This window comes from uncultured Mediterranea sp. (genome assembly GCF_902493215.1).
Taxonomy (GTDB): Bacteria; Bacteroidota; Bacteroidia; order Bacteroidales; family Bacteroidaceae; genus Bacteroides.
The window spans coordinates 15172-31083 of the sequence record NZ_CABUOL010000027.1 but is presented as its reverse complement, the minus strand read 5'-3'; the positions used below and the strand labels follow the sequence as shown (position 1 = coordinate 31083).

Sequence of the window (15912 nt, the reverse complement as noted above, 5' to 3'; positions counted from 1 at the left end):
TAACAGACTGAATATCAGTTTTGATTAAAGACTCCGTTAGTCCCGTACGCACCGCTGAAAAGTAATTTCGATTGTAGTAAACCTCTAGAAAATAATGTTCTAGAGGTTTTATTTTTTGTACTTCTCCTTTTACTCTCCCTCTATACTTTTATATCCATTTAACCTCTTGAGGTTAAGAAAGATAAATCTCCCCTTTTTGTAATCAATACGGTCTGTTTCCCCGATTATTTGGCAGCCAGCTGTTCTTCCATTTTCAGCAGTTCGTCGCGATATTGGGCGGCTTGCAGGAAGTCGAGTCTCTTGGCTGCTTCCTGCATGAGCCGGCGGGTATGCTCGATGGATTTGCGAAGCTGGTCGGCCGACATGTGCTGGGTTATCGGATCGGCAGCCACCATAAGTGACGGTTCCGGCTCCGTGTAGGCGCGTGGAGCTGTTCCGTGTAAGGGAGCTTCTGGCGTATTCGAGGCGGCCACGGAAGCAAGCGGATTGAGGTTATGGGCTTTTCGGATCTGTTGGGGAGTGATACCGTGTTCTTCGTTGTAGCGCAGCTGTTTCTCGCGCCGGCGGTTGGTCTCGTCGATGGTGAGCCGCATGCTGTCGGTGATGCGGTCGGCGTACATGATGACGAAACCGTTGACGTTGCGTGCGGCACGTCCGGCTGTCTGCGTGAGCGAGCGGTGGGAACGGAGGAAACCTTCCTTGTCGGCATCCAGTATGGCAACGAGTGACACTTCAGGAAGGTCGAGTCCTTCACGCAGGAGGTTCACGCCGATAAGTACGTCGTAGATGCCTTCGCGCAAATCGGACATAATCTTGACGCGTTCGAGTGTGTCTACATCGCTGTGGATGTAATTGCAGCGTATGCCATGGTTGAGGAAATATTCGGCCAGCTCCTCGGCCATGCGCTTGGTGAGGGTGGTGACCAGGGTACGTTCGTCGCGTTCGATGCGGACCTGGATTTCTTCCATCAGGTCGTCCACCTGGTTGTGGGTGGGGCGTACTTCGATGATGGGGTCGAGCAACCCGGTGGGGCGGATGACCTGATCGACTACAATACCCTCGGAGCGTACCAGCTCGTATTCCGCCGGGGTGGCACTCACGTAAATGGTCTGTGGAGTCATGGCCTCGAATTCGTCGAAGGTCAGAGGACGGTTGTCGCGTGCGGCCGGCAGGCGGAAACCATATTCCACAAGGTTTTCCTTACGCGCCCGATCGCCACCATACATGGCCCGTAACTGGGGAACGGTGACATGACTTTCGTCTATTACAATGAGATAATCCTTTGGGAAAAAGTCCAGCAGACAGTATGGACGAGTGCCGGCAGGGCGTCCGTCGAAGTAGCGGGAATAATTCTCGATGCCCGAGCAGTGTCCCAGTTCGCGTAGCATCTCCATGTCGTAGGTCACCCGTTCGTAGATGCGCTTGGCTTCGAGGAAGCGCCCTTCGCTTTCGAAGAACTCCACCTGCTTGTGCAGGTCGTCCTCTATCTCGTGGATGGCCCGCAGGGTATTCTCCCTGGTGGTCATGAACAGGTTGGCCGGATAGATGCGGTAGGAGTCAAACCGCCCGGTAGTCACACCGCTGATTGGGTCAACTTCCTCGATGCTGTCCACCTCGTCGCCCCAGAAGGTGACGCGCAGCAGGTTGTCGCTGTAGGCCAGGAAGATGTCTACCGTGTCACCTTTTACGCGAAAATTACCCCGGTTCAGGTCTACATCGTTGCGTGTGTAGAGGCTGTCCACCAGCTGGCGCAGGAAGACGTTACGGCTGAACATCTTTCCACACGTCACGTCGATGGCGTTGTTGTAGAAGTCGGCCGGGTTGCCCATGCCGTAGATACACGACACCGAAGAGACGACCACTACATCCTGCCGTCCGCTGAGCAGGGAGGAAGTGGCGGCCAGGCGCAGTTTGTCTATCTCGTCGTTGATGGCGAGGTCTTTCTCGATATAGGTATCCGACGAAGGGATGTAGGCCTCGGGCTGGTAGTAGTCGTAGTAGGACACGTAGTACTCTACGGCGTTGTGCGGGAAGAATGCCTTGAACTCGCTGTACAGCTGGGCAGCCAACGTTTTGTTATGGCTCAGAATCAGGGTGGGTTTGTTGATGTTGGCAATGACGTTGGCTATGGTAAAAGTCTTGCCCGACCCGGTGACACCCAGCAGGGTTTGTGCCGGTACCCCCTGGCGGATGCCGTCGGTGAGTTGTCGGATGGCTTCGGGTTGGTCGCCCGTGGGCTGGTAGTCGGAGATGAGCTCGAATTTGTTCACGGCAATATGCTTCTTTGGTTTGACAAACGGGGCAAAAATAGTTATTTTCTTCAAGTCATGCAAGCGTCTTTTTCCATTCATCGGCTTGCATACGTCTTTCTTCGGTTACTGTTTTGCGAAAAAACAAGCGGACGGAAAAAGTTTCAGAAGTTGTCATGACAACGAAACTAGTAGTTTCAAGATTGTTTCGTTGGTTGAAACCATCGGTTTCATTGAAGGAAACCACTGGTTTCGTTGCATGAAACTACTGGTTTCATAGTATGAAACTATTGGTTTCAACAGAGGAAACTGTTTCAGAAGTCCGTGAGGGGGAAGACTTTCGTCGAAACTTTCGGGAGGTAATGTATGGACAGGCAGGAAATGGAAAGGAAAGAAAAACAAATTGAAAGATAATTTGCGGATTTGGAAACAATTCATTTATTTTGCGGGAAAAGAATCAAACAACATGAAAGACAGCAGTTATGAAAAACAAGATTTGGAATGAAAGTATCGAATGCATGGACCGGGAAAGCCTTCGGAAACTGCAGGGGATACGTCTGAAGAAAACGGTGGAGCGTGTGTATCACGACACACCTTTCTATCGGAAGAAAATGCAGGAGCTGGATGTGACTCCGGACGACATCAACAGTATAGATGATATTGTGAAATTGCCGTTCACGACGAAGTATGACCTGAGGGACAATTATCCCTTCGGCCTGTGTGCCGTGCCGATGAGCCAGATTGTGCGCATTCATGCCTCGTCCGGCACAACGGGCAAACCGACGGTGGTGGGCTATACGCGCAAGGACCTGTCGGTGTGGAAGGAATGCCTGTCGCGGGCCTTTACGGCTTATGGGGCAGACCAGACGGATGTGTTTCAGATATCCTATGGCTACGGACTCTTTACAGGCGGACTAGGAGCGCATGCCGGTGCCGAAAATATCGGAGCGTCGGTAATCCCCATGTCCAGCGGAAATACCGAGAAACAGATTACGCTGATGCACGACTTTGGGGCGACGATGCTCTGTTGTACGCCCTCGTATGCACTGTATCTGGCGGATGCCATACGGGATTCGGGCCTGCCACGGGAAGAATTCCGGCTGAAGGCAGGGGCCTTCGGAGCGGAACCGTGGACGGAGGAAATGCGTCACGATATCGAAGCGAAGCTGGGTATCAAGGCGTATGACATCTACGGATTGAGTGAGATAGCCGGACCGGGTGTGGGTTTCGAATGCGAATGCCAGCACGGAACGCATCTGAACGAAGATCACTTCTTTCCGGAGATTGTGGATCCGAAAACCTTGCAGCCGTTGGAGCCGGGGCAGACGGGAGAACTGGTGTTCACGCACCTGACGAAGGAAGGAATGCCCCTGTTGCGCTATCGCACCAAGGACCTGACGGCACTGCACTACGAGACATGTTCGTGCGGAAGAACGTTGGTGCGGATGGATCGTATTCTGGGACGCAGCGACGACATGCTGATTATCCGAGGCGTGAATGTCTTCCCGACGCAGATTGAATCGGTGATGCTCGAAATGCCGGAGTTTGAACCGCACTACCTGCTGATTGTGGACCGTAAGAACAACACGGATACGATGGAATTGCAGGTGGAAGTGAGACCGGAATACTATTCAGACGAAATAAACAAGATGCTGGCCATGAAGAAGCGCCTGACGGCACGTCTGCAAAGTGTGTTGGGATTGAGTGTGGATGTCAAGCTGGTAGAGCCGCGCAGCATCGAGCGCAGTACGGGGAAGGCAAAACGGGTGATAGACAAGAGAAGACTGGGATAATGATAAATGGTTAATGGGGAATGATTGGATTTTCAATTTATGAGATTCTTCGTTCGTGCTCAGAATGACAGTGGCGTTATTCATCATTTTCCATTAACCGTTAAATAAAATTTTAATTAAAGATATGATAGCAAAACAATTGTCGATTTTTTTGGAAAACAAGTCGGGGCGTCTGACAGAGGTGACTCGGGTATTGGCCGAAGGCGGCATCAACCTGTCGGCTTTGAGTATTGCCGAAAATGCAGACTTCGGTATTCTTAGAGGAGTGGTTTCCGAACCGGAAAAGGCTTACCAGCTGCTGAAGGACAATCACTTTGCCGTGAACGTGAATGACGTGATAGGCATCAGTTGTCCGAACATTCCGGGGGCATTGGCCAAAGTGTTGAAATATTTGTCCGATGAAGGAGTGTTCATTGAGTATATGTATTCTTTTGCCAACGGAGACCATGCCAATGTGGTGATACGTCCGACCGACATGGACAACTGCCTGCGCGTGTTGAAGGAGCACCGCGTCGAACTGCTGGCAGCCAATGAATTGTATAAACTGTAGCTGGAGGTGGACGGCAGGTGACTGGTGCGTGCGGTTGAGGAGGGGCTTTCGTCAGGCTCGTCCTTAACCGCTCGTCACTGATCGGTCAAGAAATGTCGTCCGCTGCCACTGCCATATAACCCTTTTTGAAAAAATTAAGCTTCATATCGTTGTGTAATTCGATGCGAAGCTCTATCTTTGCGCATTATTTGTAAACATGCGAATGAAAAAGAGAACTCTTATCATAGCTCTGCTGGCAGCAGCAATGGGGCTGACATCGTGCGGAGAATATAACAAGCTGCTGAAGAGCACGGATTACGAATACAAGTACGAGGCTGCCAAGTCGTACTTTGCCAAGGGACAGTATAACCGTGCCGCTACTTTGCTGAACGAGTTGATTGCCATTCTGAAGGGTACACCCAACGCGGAAGAATCGCTCTACATGCTGGGTATGTGTTATTACAATGAGCAGGACTATCAGACTGCCGCCCAGACTTTCATCCAATATTACCAGGTTTATCCGAGAGGTACGTATGCCGAGCTGGCACGTTTCCATGCAGGAAAAGCTTTGTTCCTGGACACGCCCGAACCGCGTCTGGACCAGACCAGTACGTATAAGGCTATCGAGGAGCTGCAAATGTTCATGGAATACTACTCGCAGAGTCCCAAGCGGGAAGAAGCGCAGAAGATGATCTTCGAACTGCAGGACAAGCTGGTGATGAAGGAGTATCTGTCTGCCAAGCTGTATTATAACTTGGGCAACTACATGGGCAACAACTACCAGTCATGTGTGATTACCGCCCAGAATGCATTGAAAGATTATCCCTATACCAACTTACGTGAAGATTTGTCCATTCTGATTTTGAGAGCCAAATATGAACTGGCCGTGTATAGTGTGGACGAAAAGAAGCCGGAACGTTATCGTGAGACGATAGACGAGTATTATGCCTTCAAGAACGAATTCCCTGAAAGCAAGTACATCAAGGAAGCCGAGCGTATTTTCAGCAAGTCGCAGGATATGCTGGGTGAAGGGACTAAGAACACTCAGACGGAAGAAGAGGGAGAAGAGTGAACCGTCTTCTGTCGGAATACAGGATTTTAATTTATAATCAGTATAGAAATTTATGGATTACAGAAAAACCAATGCTCCTGCCACAACAGTGACACGTGACTTGATGGAGTTGTGTGAAGACACAGGCAACATCTATGAAACGGTGGCCATCATCGGAAAACGTTCCAATCAGATTAGTGTAGAAATCAAGAATGACCTGTCGAAGAAGCTGGCCGAATTTGCTTCCTACAATGACAATCTGGAAGAGGTTTTTGAAAACCGTGAGCAGATAGAGATTTCACGCTATTATGAGAAACTGCCCAAACCGACATTGATTGCAACACAAGAGTATATCGAAGGTAAGGTATACTACCGCAATCCGGTGAAGGAAAAAGAAAAATTACAGTAATGATACAACGCATTCAATCGGTCTATCTGTTGGTTGTAACGATCCTGTTGATAGTGACGATGTGTCAGCCCACAGGACAGTTTGTTGCAGCCGACGGAGTAACCCTTTGGGAATTCAAGCCGCTGGGAGTGACATTGTCCGACGGAGCGTTTCAGTCGACATGGGGACTTTTCGGTATTCTGTTGTTGACCGCCATTGTGGCGTTTGGAACCATTTTCCTGTTCCGTAACCGTATGTTGCAGGTGCGTATGACCATCTTCAGCAGTCTGTTGCTGATAGGATACTACATCGTGTTCGGTGTTTTCTGGTTTGTGTTGAAGGGACGGTTGGAGGCTTCTGGCTTTCAGGTTGGATGGACGCTTTGTCTGCCTGCCGTCTGTATCATCTTGAACTATCTGGCTTTCCGTGCCATCTATCGCGATGAGGTAATGGTGAAGGCTGCCGACCGGCTGAGATAAGATAACAGGTATTTTACTTGGATATAACAAAAAGAGAGCGCATCCTGCTTGAAGGGGTGCGCTCTCTTTTTGTTGTCAGATGTTCTCTTTTTGTTATTTGGTTATATCGAACAGATAAGCCATTTTGATGCCGATAACTCCATGGGCTGCACGGGCAAAGTAATCTTTCTTGGTACTGTGATAGAAATCGGACAAGGCATAATAATAGCGTCCTTCCACTTGAAAATGTCCGATCTTGGTGCGTAGTTCTACACCGGCACCGGCAGTTATACCATAGTCGAACTTGTTTTCGACCGGCATGTCGTGTTGTTCTACAGTGATGCCGCTGAAGTCTTCCCAGGGGCCGCTTTGTGTATAGCTCTCATTCAAGAAGAAACCTATCTGAGGGCCTGCGTTCAGAAAGAACTGAAGGCCGTTTCCTTCCTTTCCGAAAGCCAGATGGGCCAAGAAGGGCATCTCCACGTAATTCATCTTACGGGTATATTGCAGTTCGGGATAGTCCTGATAGAACTCATCCCAACCGTGTTGCGAGTAGTTGACTTCGAGCTGGACACCGCATATCATCTTGAAAAAACGTTCGGATACGTAACGCAGCGTAATGCCTCCCGTAGGGGCCAACAGGTTTTTCTGCTGAATGCTGGGCGAGAAGCTGACGCTGTTAAGGTTCACGCCGCCGTTGATGCCGACAGTGAAGTTGTAGCGTTGTTCACCTACCTGGGCATGCAACGGAGCGGCCAGGGCAGTGAGCAGCAGAGCAGAAGGTAGTATGGTTTTCAGTTTCATGATTCAACGTTCATTTCTCAATTATAACACTCAACTCCTCCCGATCAGTCAAAATCCAGTTTTACTACCTCGTAATTCTTGGAGAAACGTACGAAGAATACTTTGCGGTTGATGAATCCGCCCCAGTTATTGACTCGCTGGAACTTGAAACCGGTCTGGATAGGGTGAGTTTGGAAGCCGGGCAGATGTTCCTCGAACTTGTTGCCGTATTGCGAAAGCCCTTTGAGGAAGTAGTAGCCTGTATCGAAGCCCAGCATGCCGTACTTGGGATAACGTTCTTCCATATCTTTGGCAAACCAGCGCCGGTAGCTGTTGGTAAAACGGACTGCAGCCGGAAGGAGGTTGTTGGTATAGAACGATGAGTAGATATATGTATCAAGTTCGAAAAATGCTTCCAGATGGTCTTTTGTATAAGTCTGCCATTCAGGGTAACCGAACAGATGGCATTCCGTTTCGGGATGCTGACGTACGGTCAGCGAGAGGTGAGGCAGTAACTTGATGAGCGCAACATTGCTGCCCGAAGTAGGAATAAAGATGTTTTCATATCCCGGACGAATGGCAGCGCTGAGCGACGGAGTGGTGACTGTATCCTTGAGACTGGTCATGGGGATGGAGCGGTTGCGCAACTCGTCTTTCAGCCCCCGGATGAAATCGGCTTTCTCGCGGCTTCCTTCGGTACACTCAATGAAGATGACGTTGGGGCGACGGAAGGTGCGGGTGAAGTGGTCGTAGGCTTCGGAATACAGATAAGATTGCGGGGTATTGATCTGGTAGATATGGGGGTTGCGGAACACCGAATTGTCTTTCGAGGTGAACGGAATGACCAGACGGATGTCTTTCTTTTGGGCGAACTCGGCCAGCGGAGCGATGTGCTCCTGATAAAGAGGGCCGAATATGATGTGTACATCCTGCATCTCGCGGCGAGCCAGAATGGATTGGAGTGATGCTTTCTCGGGGCCGGAGTTGAAAGTGTAGAGATCAACGGAGACTCCTGTCCGCTTCAGGCTGTCCAAGGCCATGAGAAATCCTTCATAATATTCCACCATACGCGACGATTCGGCACGTTGGGCACCTTCGGGCAGAAGAGGCAGAATGAGAGCGGCCTTGATGGTTTTATAGGCGCGGGCTTTGGTACTGTTTTCTTCGAAGAGTTCGGCGTTGGTCGGCGTACCCTGAGGCTGCGTAACGGGTTGCTCTACATTTGCCTCCTGTTTCTCTTTGGGATAGGGAATACACAGGAAGCTGCCACGTTTGAGTTTGTTTTCTCCTTGCAGTTCGGGGTTGGCGGCAATGAGTTCGGCTTCACTGATGCCGTATTCACGGCTGATGCTGTATACCGTTTCTTTTCGTTTCACCTTGTGCATGTCCCGGCAGTTGGGCTTCAGGGTTTCGGGCTCTTTTTTCTGAACCTTCTGCGGTTCCTGGACGGCGGTCACGGCATTGTCACTAGTCTGTGCGGGGATGCGGATAACCTGACCGGTACGGAAGTTCTGGGCATCCAGGCCGGGATTGGCTTCGCAGATGGCCTGTACCGATATGCCGTAGTTCACGCTGAGGCGATAGAGTGTCTCGCCGGCTGCGATGGTATGGAACGTTTCCTGCTTTTTGTTTTCTTCTTTTTTGATGGGTATGCGCAGGGTGCGTCCTACGTAAATCTTCTCGTCGCTGCCGGGGTTCAGGCTGACGATGTCGGCCTGGCTGACGCCATACATACTGGAGATGGAATACAGGCTTTGCCCCTTTTCGACGGTGTGCAGAATGTAGGTCCGGTTTTCCTGGGCGTGGATACCCAGGCTGCATGCGGCAGCCAGCAGCAGGGTGAAGATGGTGCGTTTCATTGCTTTCATTCGGATAAAATTCGTTTGGTTGCTTACAAAAATATTCCCAAAGTGGCGCAAAGTTAGCAATAATGTCGCATTTCAGCCAAAGGTTTGAGTTAAGAAATAATATTCCATCCGTGAAATCCGAAAAAAACACGGGAGTGGCTGTTATTCGAGCAGAAAGAGTTATTTTTGCAATTTGAAAAAATACCGGAATTATGCAACAGTCAGAAGAAAAAGAATATATCAATGTCTACGGAGCCAGGGTGCACAACCTGAAGAATATCGACGCGCAGATTCCGCGAAACAGCCTGACGGTCATTACGGGGCTGAGCGGTAGCGGCAAGTCATCGCTGGCCTTCGACACCATCTTTGCCGAGGGACAGCGGCGTTACATCGAGACGTTTTCGGCCTATGCACGCAATTTCCTGGGCAATCTGGAGCGTCCGGATGTGGACAAGATAACCGGCCTGAGCCCCGTTATTTCCATCGAACAGAAGACGACGAACAAGAACCCACGCTCTACCGTGGGTACCACGACCGAGATTTACGACTTCCTGCGTCTGCTCTATGCCAGGGCCGGTGAAGCCTATTCGTACCTCAGTGGCGAGAAGATGGTGAAATATACGGAGGAACAGATTCTGGACCTCATCCTGAAGGACTACAAAGGTAGGCGCATCTACCTGCTTGCTCCGCTGGTGCGCAACCGCAAAGGACATTACAAGGAACTGTTCGAACAGGTGAGAAAGAAAGGTTACCTGTACGTCCGCGTGGACGGTGAGCTGAAAGAAGCACTGCCGGGCATGAAGCTGGACCGCTACAAGAACCACGATGTGGAGGTGGTGATAGACAAGCTGGTGGTGGCCGACAAGGATGACACACGGCTGAAAGGCAGTGTGGCTACGGCCATGCGCCAGGGCGACGGGCTGATGATGATACTCGATGCACAGACGGAAAGCGTGCGTCACTACAGCAAGCGCCTGATGTGCCCCGTGACCGGATTGTCCTACAAAGAGCCTGCCCCTCATAATTTCTCGTTCAATTCGCCTCAGGGTGCTTGCCCCCGATGCAAGGGGTTGGGTGTTGTGAACCAGATAGACATCGACAAGGTGATTCCCGACCGGGAGCTGTCGGTCTACAACGGTGCCATTGTGCCGTTGGGAAAATACAAGAACGGCATGATATTCTGGCAAATTGAAGCGTTGCTGGAGAAGTATGAAGCCAACCTGAAGACGCCGGTCAAGGACTTGCCCGACGAGGCAATCGACGAAATCCTCAACGGTTCGGACGAACGTCTGAAAATCAAGAGCCAGCTGGTGGGCACGTCGTCGGATTACTTCACGACCTACGAAGGTGTGGTGAAGTACATCCAGCTGTTGCAGGAGCGCGACCCTTCGCCTACGGCACAGAAGTGGGCCGAGCAGTTTGCACGTACGGCCACCTGTCCCGAGTGCCACGGCGCCAAGTTGAACCGGGAGGCTCTCTCTTTCCGCATCCACGACAAGAACATTCAGGAACTGGCCACGATGGACATCAGCGAGCTCTACGAATGGCTGATGCACGTGGAAGAACACCTCAGCAACAAGCAGCGGCAGATAGCCGTGGAGATACTCAAGGAGATACGTACCCGCCTGAAGTTCCTGCTCGACGTGGGATTGGATTACCTGTCGCTCGACCGCAGTTCGATGAGCCTGTCCGGCGGTGAGAGTCAGCGCATCCGGCTGGCTACACAGATCGGTTCGCAGTTGGTGAACGTGCTCTACATCTTGGACGAACCCAGTATCGGCTTGCACCAGCGCGACAACCTGCGCCTGATCAATTCGCTGAAGGAGTTGCGCGACATCGGAAACTCGGTCATCGTGGTGGAGCACGACAAGGACATGATGCTGGCCGCCGATTACGTGATAGACATGGGCCCCAAGGCCGGCCGCCTGGGTGGCGAGGTGGTGTTCGAAGGTACGCCTCGCCAGATGCTCCAGACGCATACGCTGACCTCGCAATACCTGAACGGCGAATGTGCCATCGAAGTGCCCAAGGAGCGGCGCAAGGGCAACGGGCACAGCCTGTGGCTGCGCGGAGCCCGTGGCAATAACCTGAAGAACGTGGGCGTGGAGTTCCCCTTGGGTAAGCTCATCTGCGTGACGGGCGTGTCGGGCAGCGGAAAGTCCACCCTCATCAACGAAACCCTGCAGCCCATCCTGTCGCAGAAGTTCTACCGCTCTCTGCAAGACCCTTTGCCCTACGACAGCATCGAGGGGCTGGAGTACATCGACAAGGTGGTGAACGTCGACCAGTCGCCCCTGGGACGCACGCCGCGCTCCAATCCTGCCACCTACACGGGCGTGTTCAGCGACATCCGCAACCTGTTTGTCGGTCTGCCTGAAGCGAAGATACGCGGATACAAGCCCGGACGCTTCTCGTTCAACGTGAGCGGAGGCCGTTGCGAAGCCTGTCAGGGTAACGGATACAAGACTATCGAGATGAATTTCCTGCCCGACGTCTACGTACCCTGCGAGGTGTGCCACGGCAAGCGCTACAACCGCGAGACGCTGGAGGTGCGCTACAAAGGCAAGTCCATTGCCGACGTGCTCGACATGACCATCAACCGTGCCGTGGAGTTCTTCGAGAACGTGCCGCAGATACTGAACAAAATCAAGGTCATTCAGGATGTGGGCCTGGGGTACATCAAGCTCGGACAGTCCAGCACCACACTCTCGGGCGGCGAGAGCCAGCGCGTCAAGCTGGCCACGGAGTTGTCCAAGCGCGACACGGGCAAGACACTTTACATTCTCGACGAACCCACCACGGGTCTGCACTTCGAGGACATCCGCGTGCTGATGAACGTGCTGGAGCGGCTGGTGGACAAGGGCAACACGGTGATTGTCATCGAACACAACTTGGATGTCATCAAGATGGCCGACTACATCATCGACATGGGACCCGAAGGCGGCAAGGGCGGGGGAGAAGTCCTGTCGTGCGGCACGCCCGAGGAAGTGGCGATGTGCGGTAAGGGCTATACGCCGAAGTTCCTGCGAGAAGAATTGAAAATGAAATAAGAATGTGTGTTGTACTTTTCTTTTGCCTTGACGCAAAAGAAAAGATACCAAAAGAAAAGGTCAAGGGCTGAACCTCCGGGGCTACTCCGGAGCATTTTTTGCTAAAAGGCAGGAACTCGCTGCGCTCAAACAGTCTGCCTTTCTTGACGCAAAAAATGTTCCTCTGCTTTACGCCCCTCCGATTAGGCCCGGGCTGCGCTACGTTAGTGGGTGAATTTATCTTTGTCTGAATACGCCCGTTGTAAAGAACACGCCCTTGTAAGGAACGCGCCGTTGTCAGAACACGCCTTGGTCAAAACACGCCGCAGGGCTCTCCGGCCTCACTGCAGGGGCGTAAAGCGGAGGGAGTCTGACGGGCGTCGGGAAGGACAGGTTGTTTGAGCGCAGCGAGTTCCTGTCCTTTAGCCCGGCAGACTTCCGGAGTAGCCCCGGAAGTGCAGACGGTGCCCTTTCTTTTTGGTGTCTTTTTCTTTCGGGCAAGCGAAAGGAAAAGTACAGATAGCGGCAAGCGAAAGAAAAAGTGCAAGTAACGGCAAGCAAAAAAGCAAGTAATAACAATAAAATAATAAAGCAGAAACAATGAAAAAGATCAATAAGACGAATGCAGCAAGGCTGCTGGACAAGGCCAAGATAGCCTACGAACTCATCCCCTACGAGGTGGACGAAAGCGACCTGAGCGCGGTACACGTAGCCGCCAGTCTGGGCGAGAACATAGATTGTGTGTTCAAGACCCTCATCCTGCACGGCGACAAGACGGGCCATTTCGTCTGTGTCATCCCCGGCGAACACGAAGTGGACCTGAAGCTGGCCGCCAAGGTGTCGGGCAACAAGAAGTGCGACCTCATCCCCGTGAAGGAGCTGCTGCCCCTGACGGGCTACATCCGTGGCGGCTGTTCGCCCATCGGGATGAAGAAGCCTTTCCCCACGTACATCCACGAGACCTGCCTCCAGTTTCCCTACATCTATATCAGTGCGGGTCAGCGCGGCCTTCAGCTGAAACTCGATCCGAAAGATTTGATTCGGGAGACGGGAGCAGAAGTTTGTCTGCTTTTTTAGGAAATATGAGGCAAAAGTTCTATATTTGCACGAAATAATTTAATTTTTTATTAATCTTAAATACTCTACACATTATGTTTGAAGGGCAACCTAAAGGTCTTTACGCCTTGGCGCTCGCCAATACGGGCGAACGTTTCGGCTACTACACGATGTTGGCCATTTTTGTATTGTTTCTGAAAGCCAACTTCGGTTTGTCGGCAGCCATGGCCGGCACCATTTATTCTACGTTTCTGGCATTAGTTTATTTCCTCCCGTTCATCGGCGGTATCCTGGCCGACAAATTCGGTTACGGTAAGATGGTGAAGATCGGTATCGTCGCCATGTTTGCAGGCTACGTGCTGCTGGCTTTGCCATTGGGCAGCGGAACCTTGGCGCTGATTGCCATGTTTGCCGCGCTGGTGGTTATCAGCAGCGGAACGGGGCTGTTCAAGGGCAACTTGCAGGTTATGGTGGGCAATCTGTATGACTCGCCCGAATATGCCTCCAAGCGCGACTCTGCTTTCAGTATTTTCTATATGGCCATCAACATCGGTGCCCTGTTTGCTCCTACGGCAGCCGTTGCCATGATGGAGTATGCACAGAAGAACTGGGGGGTAAGTGTGAACGATTCTTATCACTTCGCCTTTGCCGTGGCCTGTGTTTCGCTGATTGTCTCCATGATGATTTATTATGGCTTCCGCAGTACCTTCAAGCATGTGGAAGGTAGTGGGAAGAAAGCCGGAAGCAAACAGGAAGCGGCTGCCGAGGAACTTTCTCCGCGCGAGACGAAGGACCGTATCGTAGCCCTCTGTCTGGTATTTGCCGTGGTTATCTTCTTCTGGATGGCTTTCCATCAGAACGGTTTGACGCTGACTTACTTTGCCGACGAGTTTACGGCCAAGAGTTCGGTAGGGCTCGAGAGCATGATGTTCAGTGTATGGAATCTGGTAGCTGTCATCTTCATCGTATATGCCCTGTTCTCTCTCTTCCAGTCGAAGACGGGCAAGGGTAAGGCCATTTCGGGTGTTGTTATTCTGCTGGCAGTCCTCTTCCTGGTATATCGTTATTCCGCTATCGAAGGTGCTACGCCGGTAGATGCTCCTATTTTCCAGCAGTTCAACCCCTTCTTTGTGGTGGCCTTGACGCCGGTATCGATGGCGATTTTCGGCTCGTTGGCCCGTAAAGGCAAGGAACCTTCGGCTCCCCGCAAGATTGGCTTGGGTATGCTGGTGGCTGCCTGCGGTTATGTACTGATGATGTTCGCTTCCTTCGGATTGCTGACGCCCAATGCGCAGGCTGCTGCCGTAGAGGCTGGCACGGCTACGTTCGTATCGCCCAACTGGCTGGTATCTACTTACCTGGTGCTGACGTTCGGTGAGCTGCTGCTCTCTCCGATGGGTATCTCGTTCGTATCGAAGGTGGCTCCTCCGAAGTACAAGGGTATGATGATGGGTGGCTGGTTTGTGGCTACTGCCATCGGTAACTATCTGACGGCTGTGGCAGCCTGGTTGTGGGGCGACCTCAATCTGTGGATTGTATGGGGTGTCCTGATGGGTCTCTGCCTGCTGGCGGCCCTGTTTATCTTCTCGGTGATGAAGAAACTGGAAAAGGTAGCCTGACAATGTACAGGCAACAAGATAATGGAAAAACCGGCCCGATGGCCGGTTTTTTTATTGCCACTTGCGTGAGCGGAGAATCAGATAGGAGGCAAGTCCTGCCGCCAGCATCACGCCCCAGGCCATCAGGTAGCCGTACTTCCAGTCGAGCTCGGGCATGAACTTGAAATTCATCCCCCATACCCCTACAAGGAATGTGAGCGGGATGAAGATGGTCGATACGATGGTGAGCCGCTTCATGATGTAGTTCATGTGCATGTCGCTGTTCGATATATAGAGGTCCATCAGCGACGAGAGGGTTTCGCGGCATCCTTCCGTGAGCTGCACGGCGTTGAGCAGGTGGTCGTTCACATCGTTGAAGAACGGGCGGTTGGCCTCGTTGATGAGGTCGGAGTCGGGGTGGAGGATTTTGGAATACTGGTCCTTCAGCGGGACGACCGTCCGCTTGATTTCCATATACCGTTTCCGCAGCATTTGCAGCTGCATGCGGATGTTGTAGCTGGTGGTGGCAGCCAGCAGTTCGGTCTCGAGGTCGTCGAGCTGGTCACCGGTTTCGATGGCCAGTGACACATAGTTCGACACCAGTTCGTTGAACAGCACGGAGAACAGATAGTCCGACGAGCGTGTCCGTATTTTCAGCACATTCTCCTGCAGGGCTTTGACGGCATCGTCGAAGAAAGAAGCTTCCCCTTCGGTAAAGGTCAGTACCACGTTCTTGCCTTGTACCAGCCTGACGGAGGTCTCGCTATTCTCGTGGAAGATGCGTGTGACGACGAAGTTGAAGTCGCCGTTCTTTTCTATTTTGCTGGGATGATCCACGTTCAGGATATCCTGCATCATCAGGAAATTGATTTGGAAGTAGGTACAGATGTTCTTGATGTATTCGGTATCCTTCAGTCCGTGTACCCTTATCCACAACTTGTTTTCGGTTGTCGCCTGCGACATGATTTCTTCAAAGTTGTCGCAGATTGTCTCGCTGAAGTGGTCGGACGAATAGTTGAGGAGATGTACATGCGTATGTGTACTGTTGTCGCCGTTGTAGGTGAGATGTTCGGAAAGCAGGTTGTTTTTCATTTTTCGAATGTTTTTGGGTTCTTGCGGCAAAGTTATAAA

General features: G+C 51.8%; 12 protein-coding genes. 8 read left to right on the top strand and 4 right to left on the bottom strand.

Annotated elements, in window-relative coordinates; translation table 11 throughout:
• Positions 1-224: 224 nt before the first annotated feature.
• Entirely contained in the window at positions 225-2270 is a 2046-nt protein-coding gene (gene uvrB / locus RDO88_RS12550; RefSeq protein WP_307759697.1) for an excinuclease ABC subunit UvrB, read from the bottom strand.
• Positions 2271-2731: 461 nt separating this feature from the next.
• On the opposite strand from uvrB, the gene RDO88_RS12545 reads away from it, so the two are divergent.
• The 5 genes from RDO88_RS12545 to RDO88_RS12525 all read left to right on the top strand — a co-directional run bounded on the left by RDO88_RS12545 (position 2732) and on the right by RDO88_RS12525 (position 6489).
• On the top strand, positions 2732-4042 hold the full coding sequence (locus RDO88_RS12545) for an AMP-binding protein (RefSeq protein ID WP_307759696.1): 1311 nt from the start codon (positions 2732-2734) through the stop codon (positions 4040-4042).
• 124 nt (positions 4043-4166) lie between these two features.
• Entirely contained in the window at positions 4167-4592 is a 426-nt protein-coding gene (locus tag RDO88_RS12540; protein ID WP_307759695.1) for an amino acid-binding protein, read from the top strand.
• Between the two features lie 202 nt (positions 4593-4794).
• A complete protein-coding gene (locus RDO88_RS12535; protein WP_307759694.1) occupies positions 4795-5643 on the top strand; it encodes an outer membrane protein assembly factor BamD in 849 nt (282 codons plus the stop codon).
• Positions 5644-5695: 52 nt separating this feature from the next.
• Positions 5696-6031, top strand: a complete 336-nt coding sequence (locus tag RDO88_RS12530; protein ID WP_307759693.1) for a DNA-directed RNA polymerase subunit omega — start codon at positions 5696-5698, stop codon at positions 6029-6031.
• Positions 6031-6489, top strand: a complete 459-nt coding sequence (locus RDO88_RS12525; protein WP_307759692.1) for a DUF4293 family protein — start codon at positions 6031-6033, stop codon at positions 6487-6489. The genes RDO88_RS12530 and RDO88_RS12525 overlap by 1 nt, the downstream gene beginning before the upstream one ends.
• Positions 6490-6582: 93 nt before the next feature.
• Here RDO88_RS12525 and RDO88_RS12520 read toward each other — a convergent pair whose 3' ends face one another.
• Positions 6583-7272, bottom strand: a complete 690-nt coding sequence (locus tag RDO88_RS12520; protein WP_307759691.1) for an outer membrane beta-barrel protein — start codon at positions 7270-7272, stop codon at positions 6583-6585.
• A 44-nt stretch (positions 7273-7316) separates the two neighbouring features.
• Positions 7317-9119, bottom strand: coding sequence for a LysM peptidoglycan-binding domain-containing protein (locus RDO88_RS12515; RefSeq protein ID WP_307759690.1), 1803 nt, complete (start codon positions 9117-9119; stop codon positions 7317-7319).
• A 191-nt stretch (positions 9120-9310) separates the two neighbouring features.
• On the opposite strand from RDO88_RS12515, the gene uvrA reads away from it, so the two are divergent.
• The 3 genes from uvrA (at position 9311) to RDO88_RS12500 (ending at position 14802) form a co-directional block, all read left to right on the top strand.
• A complete protein-coding gene (gene uvrA / locus RDO88_RS12510) occupies positions 9311-12148 on the top strand; it encodes an excinuclease ABC subunit UvrA (RefSeq protein ID WP_307759689.1) in 2838 nt (945 codons plus the stop codon).
• Between the two features lie 579 nt (positions 12149-12727).
• Positions 12728-13204, top strand: a complete 477-nt coding sequence (gene ybaK / locus RDO88_RS12505) for a Cys-tRNA(Pro) deacylase (RefSeq protein ID WP_307759688.1) — start codon at positions 12728-12730, stop codon at positions 13202-13204.
• 74 nt (positions 13205-13278) lie between these two features.
• Positions 13279-14802: an MFS transporter gene (locus tag RDO88_RS12500; RefSeq protein ID WP_307759687.1), complete on the top strand. Its 1524-nt coding sequence runs from the start codon at positions 13279-13281 to the stop codon at positions 14800-14802.
• A gap of 51 nt (positions 14803-14853) precedes the next feature.
• On the opposite strand, the gene corA is transcribed toward RDO88_RS12500, so the two are convergent.
• A complete protein-coding gene (corA, locus tag RDO88_RS12495) occupies positions 14854-15873 on the bottom strand; it encodes a magnesium/cobalt transporter CorA (RefSeq protein ID WP_307759686.1) in 1020 nt (339 codons plus the stop codon).
• Between the last annotated feature and the right edge of the window lie 39 nt (positions 15874-15912).

Excerpts from the sequence above, each read along its gene's own strand:
- ybaK (WP_307759688.1), top strand. The coding sequence starts at position 12,728 with ATGAAAAAGATCAATAAGACGAATGCAGCAAGGCTGCTGGACAAGGCC.
- RDO88_RS12525 (WP_307759692.1), top strand. The coding sequence starts at position 6,031 with ATGATACAACGCATTCAATCGGTCTATCTGTTGGTTGTAACGATCCTG.
- uvrA (WP_307759689.1), top strand. The coding sequence starts at position 9,311 with ATGCAACAGTCAGAAGAAAAAGAATATATCAATGTCTACGGAGCCAGG.
- RDO88_RS12520 (WP_307759691.1), bottom strand. The coding sequence starts at position 7,272 with ATGAAACTGAAAACCATACTACCTTCTGCTCTGCTGCTCACTGCCCTG.
- RDO88_RS12545 (WP_307759696.1), top strand. The coding sequence starts at position 2,732 with ATGAAAAACAAGATTTGGAATGAAAGTATCGAATGCATGGACCGGGAA.
- corA (WP_307759686.1), bottom strand. The coding sequence starts at position 15,873 with ATGAAAAACAACCTGCTTTCCGAACATCTCACCTACAACGGCGACAAC.
- RDO88_RS12540 (WP_307759695.1), top strand. The coding sequence starts at position 4,167 with ATGATAGCAAAACAATTGTCGATTTTTTTGGAAAACAAGTCGGGGCGT.
- RDO88_RS12500 (WP_307759687.1), top strand. The coding sequence starts at position 13,279 with ATGTTTGAAGGGCAACCTAAAGGTCTTTACGCCTTGGCGCTCGCCAAT.
- RDO88_RS12515 (WP_307759690.1), bottom strand. The coding sequence starts at position 9,119 with ATGAAAGCAATGAAACGCACCATCTTCACCCTGCTGCTGGCTGCCGCA.
- RDO88_RS12530 (WP_307759693.1), top strand. The coding sequence starts at position 5,696 with ATGGATTACAGAAAAACCAATGCTCCTGCCACAACAGTGACACGTGAC.
- RDO88_RS12535 (WP_307759694.1), top strand. The coding sequence starts at position 4,795 with ATGAAAAAGAGAACTCTTATCATAGCTCTGCTGGCAGCAGCAATGGGG.